This is a genomic window from Flavobacterium aquidurense (genome assembly GCF_031458035.1).
GTDB classification, from domain to species: Bacteria; Bacteroidota; Bacteroidia; order Flavobacteriales; family Flavobacteriaceae; genus Flavobacterium; species Flavobacterium aquidurense_C.
The window spans coordinates 173,634-187,579 of sequence record NZ_JAVDXR010000006.1 but is presented as its reverse complement, the minus strand read 5'-3'; the positions used below and the strand labels follow the sequence as shown (position 1 = coordinate 187,579).

Below are 13,946 nucleotides of genomic sequence, written 5' to 3'. Positions count from 1 at the left end.
AATTATAGTGTTAAATTTATGCAACTGCTATTTTAGCAGAATAGTTTAATCATCGCACTTACTTAATAAAGAACATATATGAATATAGTCATCATAGGAGGTGGTTTTGCAGGTATCAATCTGGCAAAAGAGCTTGTAGACCATCCTCAAATACAGGTAACCCTTGTAGATAAAAATAATTATAACTTTTTCCCTCCACTTATATATCAGGTTGCAACTGCATTTTTAGAACCTTCAAGCATCAGTTATCCTTTTAGGAAATTTTTTGCGGGCAAAAAGAACCTACAATTTCGTTTAGGCGAATTACTTTCTGTAGTTCCTGCCGAAAATAAAATAATTCTCAGCAATGGCGAATTAAATTATGATTATCTGGTTTTTGCAACAGGCGCCGAAACGAGCTATTTTGGTATGGAAAACGTAATGAAAAACGCCATTCCGATGAAAACCTTAAATGATGCCATCGAAATGCGTAATGCATTGCTTAAAAACCTTGAAAAAGCAGCGATTTGCAAAGACATCAGAAAACGTCGTAAATTATTAACGATTGTCGTTGCCGGAGGAGGACCAACAGGAGTAGAAGTTTCTGGAATGTTTGCCGAAATGCGTAAAAATATTCTGTTAAAAGAATATCCTGAATTAGAAACCTCTGCAAGTAATGTTTATTTGGTAGATGGAGGGGATGCATTGCTTTCGCCGATGAGCGAAGCTTCTCAAAAAGATACTTTACAAGCTTTGACAAAATTAGGTGTTGTGGTCAAATTACATACACGAGTGACTGATTATGTTGATGATACTGTGTTTTTTGAAAACGGAGAAACCATCAAAACCAAAAACTTAATTTGGGCGGCAGGAGTTTCTGCGAAGATTTTCGAAGGAATTCCGAAAGAAAGTTATGGTCGTGGAAAAAGAATGGCAACAGATCAATACAATAAAGTAAATGGACTTCAGAATATTTATGCCATTGGTGATACCGCGATTTTAGCCGGAGATAAAAATTTCCCTGACGGACATCCGCAGGTGGCACAGGTTGCGATTCAACAAGGATTAAATTTGGCCAAAAACTTTAAAGCAATGGTTCAGAATAAACCATTGAAAGCATTCGAATACAAAGACAAAGGTTCGATGGCAATTATCGGAAAAAATCAAGCTGTTGTTGATTTACCAAGTCCAAAATGGCATTTTAGTGGCTTTTTTGCCTGGTTTATCTGGTTGTTTGTCCATTTAATTTCACTAATAACATATCGAAACAGATTGAACACTTTTTGGAACTGGATGGTCGCTTATTTTGCAAGAGATCAATCTTTGAGAATGATTATCAGACCAGATAAAAGACAACAAAGTGAATAGATAAATTCCAATATTTAAATTCCAAATTCCAATAAAAAAAGAGCAGAAAAAATAATTTTTTCTGCTCTTTTTTAGTTTTAAAATTTATTATTCTGCGGTTGTTGGATCAATTACACCAAAAACCTCACTTACTGAATTGGCAGGAAAACCTCCTAATTTGGCATGTTCATAAACCATTTCTTCGTTTGGCGCAATGTATATACAGTAGATCTTATCTTTTGTAACATATCTGTTTATCCATTGAATTTGAGTTCCTAATTGAGTTAGTACACCACAAGAAGCCTGTGAAATACTTTTTAATTCATCAGTTGTAAGTTTACCGGCATTTGGGATTTCCCTTTCAATAACATATTTAGGCATAATAATTAATATTTAGTCCTACTCGTGTGGCTTTTCGGTTTCGCCCCGTTTTTAAAATGGTGTCTGGATTCCAATTAATTTTAGTACTATAAAATTAATGAAATAATGAACAACAAAAGCCTTATGTTCTGATTTTTAGCGAGATATAATTAATGACCAACGATAATTTCTTCGTCAGAAGTTAATTCGACTTTTTCCGTAATAAAGCGTTTCCCAATATTTAAAACTATAAAAGCGATTATTGTGGTTGCTGTCATTATAAGAACCATTGGTGTAACAGAATCTATAACAAAAATTCCGACCGCAAATGAAGCCAAAGCTCCTAAACCCAATTGAATTGCGCCCATTAGTGCCGACGCGCTTCCTGCATTTTTTGCAAAAGGAGCCATTGTAAGGCCTGCAGTATTTGGATTTGAAATTCCTAAGCAGCCTAAAAACAAAAATAACATTGTAATAGTTGCATACAAAGTCAGCAAATTATACCATGAAAGTATTAGAAAAACAATACTTATTATAGATTGTAAAATCAGCGCAGCAAAGATCATTTGCTCACTCGAAAATTTCTTTAATAAAACTGAATTTAATTGGCTTGAGCCGATAAAACTTACGGACATAAACGCAAAAATCAAACCGTACGATTTCGCATCAACATGGTAAATATCCATAAAAATAATCGGAGAGGCCGCAACGTACGTAAACAAGCCAGAAAATGCAATTGCACCTGTAAAGGCGTAGGTATAAAATTGAGGTTCTTTAAGTACAGTTAGAAAATTGGTAATAATTGGTTTTGGCTTTAAAGAGATCGAAGTATCAGGTTTGTAGCTGTTTGGCAAACCAAAATGAGAAGCCATTAAAATCGCAATTCCCATGCACATTAATATTAGGAATACGATATGCCAGCCAAAATCTTCGGTAACATAACCACCAATTGTGGGCGCCAACATCGGCGAAAGCCCAAGAACCAACATTAGTAATGAAAATACTTTCGGAATATCTTTTACAGGAAATAAATCCCGAACCATTGCTACAGAAGCAACCGTTGCAGCGCAACTACCAACGGCCTGAACAAATCGTAAAAAGATAAAGGTGTCAATATTAGTAACGTAAATACAACCCAACGAAGCCAAAATATAGACTAGTAAACCAATAAATAAAGGTTTTTTTCGTCCAAAACGGTCTAATAAAGGTCCGTAAAGCAATTGTCCCACTGAAATTCCAATAAAATAACTCGATAAACTCATCGAAACTTTGGCTACTGACGTATTCAAATCCATCGCTATATTTGTAAAACCAGGCAAATACATATCGATTGAAAAAGGACCAAGCGCAGTTAAAGAACCTAAAATCAGTATAAGTTTAATATATTTTTTCGTTGTCATTTTGTTAAAAAATTGCTTAAAATTTAAAATATCAATTAATATTTAGTATCTTGTTAGAAATAATAATGCTTTTTATACTAAAAGTGGTTATTATGTAAGATTTTAGAAATGTTCTGAAACTTTAATTAAAAAATTTAAATTATGAAAAAATTCACTTTACTATTAGCGCTTATTTTTACAACAATTTCATTTGCTCAAACCATTACATCAAAACAAGAAGATGCAAATGTAGAACAATACGAACTTCTAAAAAAAGTAAATGAATATTATCCGGACATTACGTTAAACAAAACGCTCACGAATTTTTATGCAGATGGAAAAATTATCGATTCGCAACAACAATTCGATTTAAAAGGAACAAAATTTTCAAGTTACAAATTGGGAATTGAGCCAGGGAATAAAAAATTATTATTTGAATACGTTTCAGATGAAACCGGAAAAGTTTATGGCGATGTCCAACTTTTCAAAGGAAATGCCCTTAGAACAACATTTTCAGAAAAAACCAATGAAATTGAGGTTTCCTTAAATGGAAAATCAGTTTATTTGAAAAAACTGATGTAAATAAATATTTAGATTCAAAACAAAAGCATACGCCATAAACGTATGCTTTTTTGCTTTATATTTGGTTCTTATTTTACTAAATAATTTTATTCTTAAAATGAAAAAATATATTCTATTCCTGTTATTTATTTCTTTTTCAAATTACGCGCAAACCAGCAGATTTACAGGAACATGGAGTACTGAAAATTGCAAGGTTTGCAGCAAAGAATATATTTTGACACTGAATATTGCACAATCAAACGGTAAAATATTTGGGATTGCGGAAATCACAAGCAATAACGAGAAATTTGTTACTGGTGTCATGGAAGTGTCAGGACATGTTTCTGCACATGGCGAAAAAGCTCAAATTAACATTAAAGGAAAAGATGGCTCGGCAAGCGCAGTTTTATTTGTGAATGCAGAATCGTTACAATTCAATAAACGAGGTGGCGCAGATTTAGTTCCGAAAGAAACAATTCTAACTAAGCTAAATTAGGAGAAATTTCTAAAAGCAATAATAAAACGTTTAAAAACCGCTACTTTCGAGATTATTAGACATAATCCTTTTGACCTATAATTTATATTATGTAAAATAGAATATTTTTAAAACCTTTAGCATCAAAAAGATATTCGTACATCGTTATATTTTCAATTATTTTAAATTAGTAATACTTCTCTTCTATAACGGGAACCTTAATAAAGTTGAAACTCTATCAATCACTTAAAAATAAAGAGTTTAATTCTTAAATAAATATTTAAAAACCTGTAAATCAGTAAATTTTAGCAATTATTTAAAATAATTATAATCTGATAAAGATGCTTTCATTGTAAGGCTTTATTTTCTTATTTTTACATTCGATACTTTAAAAAAATTATCAAACGTATGAATACAATTGCTGAGCATATTGCAGATTTTTTAAAAGAATACCCGCCATTTAATAATTTAACTTTTCAGGAATTATTTGATATTGCAACAAATATCCGAGTTATTAATTTAGAAAAGCATACTGTATTGTTTCAAAACAATGATATACTTCATGATAGTTTTTATGTTGTGGCTTCTGGTGTCATAAATTTAACTACCATTGCTGATGCTGAAGAAACCATCATTAATAAATGTCATGAAGGTGATATTTTTGGTTTAAGACCTTTCTTTGCCAAAAACAACTACATGATGACTGCGAAAGCACGTGAAGAAAGCATTATTTATGCCATTCCAATCGCTGTTTTCAGACCTTTTGTTGCTAACAATTCTGATGTTTTAAATTTTTTATTAGAGAGTTTTGCAATTAATTCAAGAAATACAAAAGATAATGTAAATTCTGGAGGGAAATTAATTTCTGATACTTCTTTCTATGTAGATCAGCAATCTGAAATGCAATATATTCAATCCCTTAGCTACAATAATTCTCCATTAAAAACGGAGGCAAATCATATTGTAAAAGATGTTGCAATTTTGATGACAGAATCTATGGTAGATAATATAATTGTTTGCGAAAAAAACCATCCAATTGGTATCGTTACTGATGCTGACTTATCTTCGAAAATTGCAACAGGGCGCTATCCTATTACCGAAACGATTGACAAAATTATGTCATCTCCGGTAGTGACAGTTATTGAAAACGTTTCTTTGGCTGAAGCACAATTACTTATGTTAAAACATAATGTAACACATTTATGTGTTACTAAAGATGGTACAAGTAAATCTGCAGTGAAAGGAATTATATCAGAACATGATTTAATTGTCGCTCAAGCCAGTAATCCTGGCGTTTTAATTAAAGAAATCAAACGTTCTCAGCTACCGAAAGACTTAAAACAAATACGTGATCGTTTGTCTGATTTGATTCAAAATTCAATTCAAAAGAATATACCGATTTCACACATTAGTAATATTGCAAGCGAAATTAATCTTGCAATCATTAAGCGTGCCGTTGAATTATCTATTTTAGACCTGGGCTCACCTCCTGCTCGATTTGCATGGTTAAGTATTGGCAGCCAGGGACGTAAGGAGCAACTTTTACTAACAGATCAGGATAGTATTTTGATTTTTGAAGATGTTACGCCCGATAAATACAGAGAAACAAAAGATTACTTTTTAAGACTAGCAAAAAGAACTACCTCCATACTTGAAAAAGTAGGCTACGAATATTGCCCAAACGGACATATGGGAAGCAATATGTTATGGTGTAAATCATTGACAGACTGGACAAAACAGTACAATAGCTGGATGAATACTCCAGGTGAAAATAGTAATGATTTAAGTAGTATTTTCTTTGATTACGAAATTGTTTTTGGAGAGCCTAAAATTGAAGAAGTGATTGAAAATGTTATTTTTAAAAATGCCGTTAACAACACTTTATTCTTTGATTTTTTAGGAAACGACGCTTTAAAGAGAAATTCTCCTTTAAGTTTCTTTAAAAAATTTATTATCGAAGAAGAAGGCCCGCATAAAACAAAATTTGATATTAAAACCCGTGCTTTAATGCCTTTGATTGATAGTGCACGTTTATTGATTTTGAATGCAAATATTAAAGGAATTAAAAATACCTATTTAAGATTCAAACAATTAGCTATAACAGATTCTAAAAATGCAGAAATATATTTAAGTTGTGCTGAAGCTTTTTTAACATTATCGAAATATAGAACTCTTGAAGGTTTAAAAAATGATGATTCAGGACAATACATCAATCTGAAAGAAATGTCTAAAACAGATAAGGAAAAATTGAAAAATGCTTTAACACCAATGAAAGATCTTGAGGAATTAATTAAGAGCAAATTTCAACTTACCCAATTCTCATAATTATGTTAGACTGGTTAAAAAATATCAATAAAGAATATCCGGATTTCTGGAAAAATTATTTAGCAAAATTTGAGACTAAACCCAATAGATTTGTTGTTTTATCTACTGAAACCTCAGGATTAAATCCAAATAAAGATGTGATTTTATCCTTGGGAGCATTTTCAATTATTGATGACAGTATAGTAATTAAAGATAATTTCGAATCGGTTTTATTACAATACAAATTTCTTCAGGATAATGGACTTTCAAATGAATTTATCATTGAAAGTAAAATGATAAAAATGCCGGAACCGGATGCTTTGGAAGCTTTTATAAATTTTATTGGAAATTCAATTCTGGTGGGGCATCATATTAATTTTGATATTGAAATGCTAAATTCAGCTTTAGAGCGTCTTGATTGTGGACGATTAAAAAATGAAGCTTTAGATGTAGATGTCATGTATAGAAAGTTAACGGATGTAAATGACAAACAATTTTCTTTGGACGACCTATGTGAAATTTATAAAATTCCTAAAAGCGATAGAAATTCATCTTCTGAAGATGCGTACAGAATTGCACTTTTATTCTTAAAATTAAAATCGAGATTAGGAATTAAATAATCCTGCCAATCTGATTGTCAAAGTTTAAAACTTTGAAAAAGATAAATTATATCACAAGATATAGCATAAATACACCTACTCGTTTAAAATTAAAAGTCTATGAAAAAGTTATTATTTATAGCACCATTGTTGTTTTTTGTTTCAGCAATTTTTGCACAAAATCAAGATCCTTCATCGCGGCGTATTTTAGGAACCTGGTATTCTAATACAAACCGAAGTATCAAATGGTTTTTTACGCAGGATGGAAAAGTTTATAATTACAATAATGACATGATGAAAGTGATGTATAAATATACCATTTCACACAGCTGTCAGAACTATTCAGATGATACTACTGAATTTGTAACACTTATGGATAAGGACGGTGACGAGTTTTGTTTTAAAATAAATGGAATAAACGAAAATAAAAATGGCACTTTGCGACTTATTAACTTAAGTAATATGGAACCTCTCGTTTTTGTAAATGATTTAAATTTAAAAATTACACAGTAACAGTAAACAAAAATGCCTCTTAAAATTTAAGAGGCATTTTTTATTTGTAATTAACTTAAGAATTAAGAAATTCTATCCTTCATAATTTCTTCTACTATTTCAGGATTCAATAATGTTGAAGTATCTCCAAAATTAGAAAAATCTCCTTCAGCTATTTTACGTAAAATTCTACGCATGATTTTTCCGGAACGTGTTTTTGGCAAACCAGAAACAAACTGAATTTTGTCTAGTTTTGCAATTGGTCCGATATGATCAGAAATATATTGGTTAATCTCTTTAGTCAGGTTTTCTTTGTTTCTAACTTCTCCAGTTTCTTTTAGAATTACATAACCGTACAATGCATTTCCTTTGATTTCATGAGGGAAACCAACAATTGCAGATTCTGCAACCGCCTGGTGCTCGTTGATTGCATCTTCAATTGGAGCAGTTCCTAAATTATGTCCTGAAACAATTACAACATCATCTACTCTACCGGTAATTCTATAATACCCTACTTCATCTCTTAAAGCTCCATCTCCAGTAAAATATTTTCCAGGGAAAGCAGAGAAATAAGTTTCTTTATAACGCTCATGATCTCCCCAAATCGTTCTGGCAATTCCAGGCCATGGGAATTTAATACACAAACTTCCAACTACTTGATTTCCTTCAATCTCATTTCGTTTTTCATCCATTAAAACAGGTTGAATTCCAGGTAATGGTAAAGTTGCATAAGTTGGTTTTGTTGGTGTAACAAAAGCAATAGGCGAAATCATGATTCCACCAGTTTCTGTTTGCCACCAAGTATCAACCACCGGACATCTTTTGTCTCCAACATGGTCATTAAACCAGTGCCAAGCTTCTTCATTGATTGGTTCTCCAACAGATCCAATAACTTTAAGTGATTTTAGAGGATATTTTTGAATATAATCTAAGCTTTCTTTTGCTAACGAGCGAATTGCCGTTGGCGCTGTATAAAATTGTGTGATTTTATGTTTTTCAATAATATCCCAAAAGCGGCTAAAATCAGGATAAGATGGAACTCCTTCAAAAATTACAGTTGTTCCTCCGTTCAATAACGGTCCGTATAAAATATAAGAGTGACCGGTAATCCAACCAATATCTGCAGTACACCAGAAAATATCATTTTCTTCGTGACTAAAAACATTTTTAAATGTATATGCCGTATAAACCATATAACCTGCCGTGGTATGAACCATTCCCTTAGGCTTTCCTGTTGAACCTGAAGTATACAAGATAAACAACGGATCTTCAGCATCCATAATTTCAGCAACGCTATTGTCTAGAGCTGCATCTAATAATGGCTGTAACCAAAGGTCACGACCTTCTTTCATTTTGATTTCTGTCTTAGTTCTTTTTGCAACCAAAACTTTAGAAACTGTTGCGCAAGATTCTAATGCTTCATCAACAATTCCTTTAAGATCAATTGTTTTATTCCCTCTGTAACCACCATCAGAAGTGATTACCATTTTGCACTCGCAGTCATTAATTCTGGCAGAAACTGCCGAAGCAGAAAACCCAGCAAAAATAACCGAATGTATTGCACCAATTCTGGCACAAGCCAATACTGCAACAGCCAATTCAGGAATCATTGGCAAATAAATACAAACTCTGTCTCCTTTGCGAATTCCTTGCTCTCGCAAAACATTGGCCATTCTTGAAACTCTTTCGTAAAGTTCGTTATATGTTATATGTAAAGCCTCTTCAGAAGGATCATTCGGTTCAAATATTATAGCTGTTTTTTCTCCTCTTTTGCTTAAATGTCTATCGATACAGTTTTTAGTAATATTAACTTTAGCGTCAGTAAACCATTTTACTTCGGCATCGGCCATATTAAAATCAACTACTTTTTCCCACTGTTGGTACCAAGTAAAATTTTCCTCAGCTATTTTTCCCCAGAATTTCCTTGGTTCTCTTATTGACTTATTGTAATGTTTAAAATATTGTTCTAAATTTTCAATTTTATAATAACTCATATGTTTTTGGAATTTTTTTATAAATGTATTAAATATCAGCCTATTCTTAAAATTATTTAATTCATAAATTTTGTCAAATAAAAACATATATTAAAAAAAATATTAGTTTTTAATGTATATAATTTAAAAAATTATATTTAATGACAAAAATACACATTCAAAAAAGGCATGATATTATAAATACCATGCCTTTTTACATTTAACAATTTCAATAACAATTAATTTTGTAATTCTGAATTACCGGCAACCATACTATTTTGAAAATAGTAGCATCCTTATTAATTAAAATAGAAATCTCTACAAGTATATTTATCACTAAACATACCCCATTATATGGGATTACCTCACTCAACTTACTTTCTTCCAGAAGTTAAGTGAATGCAACATTGCATCTATATCCTTTTTCTTAAATAAGTGCTTACTAATTCAAAATATTACATAAAACAGAGATACAGTGCAAATCCCATCACAGTCGAATGTGTGGTAATTCCCAATTTATTATCCAATTTTTTTCATTGCAGTCATAGATTCTCTCAACCAAGCTCCTACTTCTTCAATAGGATGTTGACGAATTTCTTTATTTACTGCGATTAAAATAGCATTATCTACTCCATTTGAAGTTGAGAATGGTTTTCCTATTATATTAGTATCAACAGTTTTCATGAACTCAGTCAATAACGGCTTACAAGCGTGATCAAATAAATAACATCCGTATTCAGCTGTATCCGAAATAACACGATTCATTTCAAATAATTTCTTTCTTGCAATTGTATTAGCAATCAATGGCAATTCGTGTAATGACTCGTAGTATGCTGATTCTTCGATAATTCCGGCTTCTGTCATTGTTTCAAAAGCTAATTCAACACCAGCTTTTACCATTGCAATCATTAAAACTCCATTGTCAAAATATTCCTGCTCTGCGATTGGAGCATCTGTTGGAGGTGTTTTTTCGAAGTTAGTTTCTCCTGTTGCAGCTCTCCATTTTAATAAGTTTGCATCATCATTTGCCCAATCAATCATCATTGTTCGTGAAAATTCTCCAGAAATAATGTCATCCTGATGTTTTTGGAATAACGGACGCATGATGTCTTTTAATTCTTCTGCAAGTTCGTAAGCTTCAATTTTTGCCGGATTAGAAAGACGATCCATCATATTTGTGATACCACCATGTTTCAAAGCTTCAGTGATAGTTTCCCATCCGTACTGAATTAATTTTGAAGCATACCCTGGCTCAATTCCTTTTTCAACCATTTTATCAAAACATAAAATAGATCCAGTTTGCAATAATCCACAAAGAATGGTTTGCTCACCCATTAAATCTGATTTTACTTCAGCTACGAATGATGATTTCAAAACTCCTGCTTTGTGACCTCCTGTTGCTACAGCGTAAGCTTTTGCCTGATCTAAACCAGCACCATTCGGGTCATTTTCCGGATGAACTGCAATAAGTGTTGGTACACCAAATCCTCTTTTGTATTCTTCGCGAACCTCAGATCCAGGACATTTAGGAGCACACATAATTACAGTAATATCTTTACGAATCTGCATTCCTTCTTCAACGATGTTAAATCCGTGAGAGTATGCTAAAGTCGATCCTTGTTTCATTAATGGCATAATAGCCGTAACTACAGCAGTATGTTGCTTATCCGGAGTTAAATTACAAACTAAGTCTGCAGTTGGAATTAATTCTTCATATGTACCTACAGTAAAACCATTTTCAGTAGCATTTTTATAAGAAGCTCTTTTTTCAGCGATTGCATCTGCACGTAATGCATACGAAATGTCCAAACCAGAATCTCTCATGTTTAAACCTTGATTCAATCCTTGTGCACCACAACCTACAATCACAACTTTTTTCCCTGCCAATGCTGCAATTCCGTCTGCAAATTCAGATTGCTCCATAAATTCGCAAACTCCTAATTGTTCTAATTGTAATCTAAGTGGTAATGTGTTGAAATAATTTGCCATTTTTTTTAATAATATTTAATGATATGTAATTTATAATTGATACTAGTTAAACGTTTCTAACAATGATGAAATTTCCATTTTTTCTTTAGAAACTGATATTCTGCCTGAACGAACGAATTGCATAATACCGTATGGTTTGAATTTTGCATATAATTCCTCAATTTCAGAACGTCTTCCTGATTTTGAAATCACAAAGAAATCACGAGAAACCGTCACAATTGTAGACTGACTCTCTTTGATAATATTCTGAATTTGTTTTTCATCAAACAATAAACTTGACTGAATTTTAAATAGTGCATTTTCCAAATAAATGGTCTCTTCATCTGTATGATAAAATGCTTTTATAACTTCAATCTGTTTTTCAATTTGTCCAACAATATTCTGAACCCATTTTTCTGTTGTATTTACGACAATAATAAATCTTGAAACATTCTCTATTTCTGATTCTGAAACGTTTAGACTTAATATATTAATGTGACGCTTCAAGAATATTCCAGATATCCTATTCAACAATCCCACATTATTTTCTGAATATACCGATATGGTAAATGTTTTATCTTCCATTTTTTTTAGTTTATTTTGTTTCAGGTTTCAAGTTTCAAGTTCTGCTGAGAACGTGAAACCTGAAACTTGAAACCTGAAACTTTTTTCTTTAGCTTAATCTAATTTCTGAAACACAAGCTCCTGTTGGAATCATTGGGAAAACATTATTTTCCTTTTCTACCATAACCTCTAAGAAATATGAATCTTTTGAAGCCATCATTTCGGCAACAGCAGCATCTAAATCTTCACGTTGCGTTACTTTTTTAGATTTGATGTGATATCCTTCTGCAATTGCAACAAAATTTGGATTAATCATTTTTGTTGAAGCATATCGGTTATCAAAGAATAATTCCTGCCATTGACGCACCATTCCTAAAAACTCATTATTCAAAATAACAATTTTCACTGGCACTTGTGTCTGGAAAATAGTTCCTAATTCCTGAATTGTCATCTGGAATCCACCATCACCAATAATAGCTACAACTTCACGATCTGGTCTTCCCATTTTAGCTCCAATAGCAGCTGGTAAAGCAAATCCCATTGTTCCTAATCCACCAGAAGTAATATTACTTTTAGTTAAATTAAATTTTGCATAACGACACGCAAACATTTGGTGCTGACCAACATCAGAAACGATAATCGCATCTCCTTTTGAATGTTTGTTGATCATTTCCATGGTTTCTCCCATTGAAATACCTTTACCATTGGTTGGGTTTAGTTCTTCTTTTATGACAGAAGCAAATTCAATTGCTGCAAATTCCTTGAATTCATTGTGCCATGATTCGTGAGAGTTTTTCTCTATTAAAGGCAATAACGCAGTCAAAGCTTCTTTTACATCTCCCAGAACAGCTACTTCTGTTTTTACGTTTTTATCAACTTCTGCAGGATCTATTTCAAAGTGAATTACTTTGGCCTGCTTCGCATAAGTTGCTAACTTTCCGGTAACACGGTCATCAAAACGCATTCCCAATGCGATTAACACATCACATTCGTTTGTCAACATATTAGGACCATAATTCCCATGCATTCCTAACATCCCAACATTTAAAGGATGATCTGTTGGAAGTGCCGAAAGTCCTAAAATAGTCCAACCCGCCGGAATTCCGGATTTTTCAATAAAAGCTTTCAGTTGTTCTTCGGCTTGACCGAGAATAATCCCTTGACCAAAAACAATAAAAGGTTTTTTAGCACTGTTGATAATAGCAGCAGCTTCTGCCACTTTATCTAATTTTAATTTCGGAACCGGAACATAACTTCTAATTCCAGTACATTTTTCATAACTAAAATCAAACTCATCAAACTGAGCGTTTTTAGTAATATCAATCAATACAGGTCCTGGACGCCCGGAACGCGCAATGTAGAATGCTTTTGCAATAATTTCAGGAATCTGAGAAGCCTCAGTAATCTGAAAATTCCATTTTGTTACCGGTGTTGAAATTCCGATAATGTCAGTTTCCTGAAAAGCATCAGAACCTAACAAATGTCTTCCCACCTGACCAGTGATACAAACCATTGGAGTTGAATCAATTTGAGCATCCGCAATTCCTGTAACCAAGTTTGTTGCTCCCGGTCCAGAAGTAGCAATCGCCACTCCTACTTTTCCTGTAGCTCTCGCATACCCTTGCGCTGCATGTGTTGCACCTTGTTCGTGACGTACTAAAACGTGGTGTAATTGATCCTGAAATTTATATAATTCATCATAAACCGGCATAATTGCTCCTCCCGGATACCCATAAACCAAGTCTACTCCTTCTTCTAATAAACATCTTATAACGGCTTCTGCCCCTGATATTTTCATAGTATATTTTGTTTTATCAATGTCAAAATTCAATATCAATGTCAATTTCAAAAATCAATTTCAATGGTAAAACTTACTCGTAAATTTTTAATTTAAATTGATTGTTTATATTTTCATTTTTAATATTGTTATTGCAATTGATTTTTG

Annotated in this window: 12 protein-coding genes; 6 read left to right on the top strand and 6 right to left on the bottom strand. The window is 32.5% G+C overall.

What is annotated here, in order from left to right; all coding sequences use genetic code 11:
* Window positions 1-78 precede the first annotated feature (78 nt).
* The gene (locus J2X17_RS11620) at window positions 79-1,347 is read left to right on the top strand and encodes an NAD(P)/FAD-dependent oxidoreductase (protein ID WP_310297998.1); all 1,269 of its coding nucleotides are present in this window, start codon (window positions 79-81) and stop codon (window positions 1,345-1,347) included.
* 87 nt (window positions 1,348-1,434) lie between these two features.
* Here J2X17_RS11620 and J2X17_RS11615 read toward each other — a convergent pair whose 3' ends face one another.
* Together J2X17_RS11615 and J2X17_RS11610 are read right to left on the bottom strand one after the other, a co-directional pair.
* Window positions 1,435-1,707, bottom strand: a complete 273-nt coding sequence (locus tag J2X17_RS11615) for a DUF4242 domain-containing protein (protein ID WP_310297995.1) — start codon at window positions 1,705-1,707, stop codon at window positions 1,435-1,437.
* 149 nt (window positions 1,708-1,856) lie between these two features.
* Entirely contained in the window at window positions 1,857-3,086 is a 1,230-nt protein-coding gene (locus J2X17_RS11610) for a multidrug effflux MFS transporter (RefSeq protein ID WP_310297992.1), read from the bottom strand.
* 141 nt (window positions 3,087-3,227) lie between these two features.
* Between J2X17_RS11610 and J2X17_RS11605 the strand changes: the two genes are divergently transcribed.
* From J2X17_RS11605 to J2X17_RS11585, 5 genes are all read left to right on the top strand, one after another.
* On the top strand, window positions 3,228-3,647 hold the full coding sequence (locus J2X17_RS11605; RefSeq protein WP_310297989.1) for a hypothetical protein: 420 nt from the start codon (window positions 3,228-3,230) through the stop codon (window positions 3,645-3,647).
* 97 nt (window positions 3,648-3,744) lie between these two features.
* Window positions 3,745-4,122, top strand: coding sequence for a hypothetical protein (locus J2X17_RS11600; RefSeq protein ID WP_310297987.1), 378 nt, complete (start codon window positions 3,745-3,747; stop codon window positions 4,120-4,122).
* Window positions 4,123-4,509: 387 nt separating this feature from the next.
* Window positions 4,510-6,426 carry a DUF294 nucleotidyltransferase-like domain-containing protein gene (locus tag J2X17_RS11595; RefSeq protein ID WP_310297984.1) on the top strand — a complete coding sequence of 639 codons (1,917 nt, stop codon included), beginning with the start codon at window positions 4,510-4,512 and terminating at the stop codon, window positions 6,424-6,426.
* 2 nt (window positions 6,427-6,428) lie between these two features.
* Window positions 6,429-7,025 carry a 3'-5' exonuclease gene (locus tag J2X17_RS11590; RefSeq protein WP_310297983.1) on the top strand — a complete coding sequence of 199 codons (597 nt, stop codon included), beginning with the start codon at window positions 6,429-6,431 and terminating at the stop codon, window positions 7,023-7,025.
* A gap of 99 nt (window positions 7,026-7,124) precedes the next feature.
* Window positions 7,125-7,517, top strand: coding sequence for a hypothetical protein (locus J2X17_RS11585; protein WP_310297981.1), 393 nt, complete (start codon window positions 7,125-7,127; stop codon window positions 7,515-7,517).
* Window positions 7,518-7,579: 62 nt separating this feature from the next.
* Here the strand turns inward: J2X17_RS11585 and acs are convergent, their stop codons facing one another.
* From acs to ilvB, 4 genes are all read right to left on the bottom strand, one after another.
* Entirely contained in the window at window positions 7,580-9,490 is a 1,911-nt protein-coding gene (gene acs / locus J2X17_RS11580) for an acetate--CoA ligase (protein ID WP_310297979.1), read from the bottom strand.
* Between the two features lie 498 nt (window positions 9,491-9,988).
* Window positions 9,989-11,458 (bottom strand): ketol-acid reductoisomerase, encoded by a 1,470-nt coding sequence (gene ilvC, locus J2X17_RS11575; protein ID WP_310297976.1) that lies wholly within the window; start codon window positions 11,456-11,458, stop codon window positions 9,989-9,991.
* A 42-nt stretch (window positions 11,459-11,500) separates the two neighbouring features.
* Window positions 11,501-12,022 carry an acetolactate synthase small subunit gene (gene ilvN, locus J2X17_RS11570; RefSeq protein WP_310297972.1) on the bottom strand — a complete coding sequence of 174 codons (522 nt, stop codon included), beginning with the start codon at window positions 12,020-12,022 and terminating at the stop codon, window positions 11,501-11,503.
* 88 nt (window positions 12,023-12,110) lie between these two features.
* Window positions 12,111-13,799, bottom strand: a complete 1,689-nt coding sequence (gene ilvB / locus J2X17_RS11565) for a biosynthetic-type acetolactate synthase large subunit (protein ID WP_310297969.1) — start codon at window positions 13,797-13,799, stop codon at window positions 12,111-12,113.
* Between the last annotated feature and the right edge of the window lie 147 nt (window positions 13,800-13,946).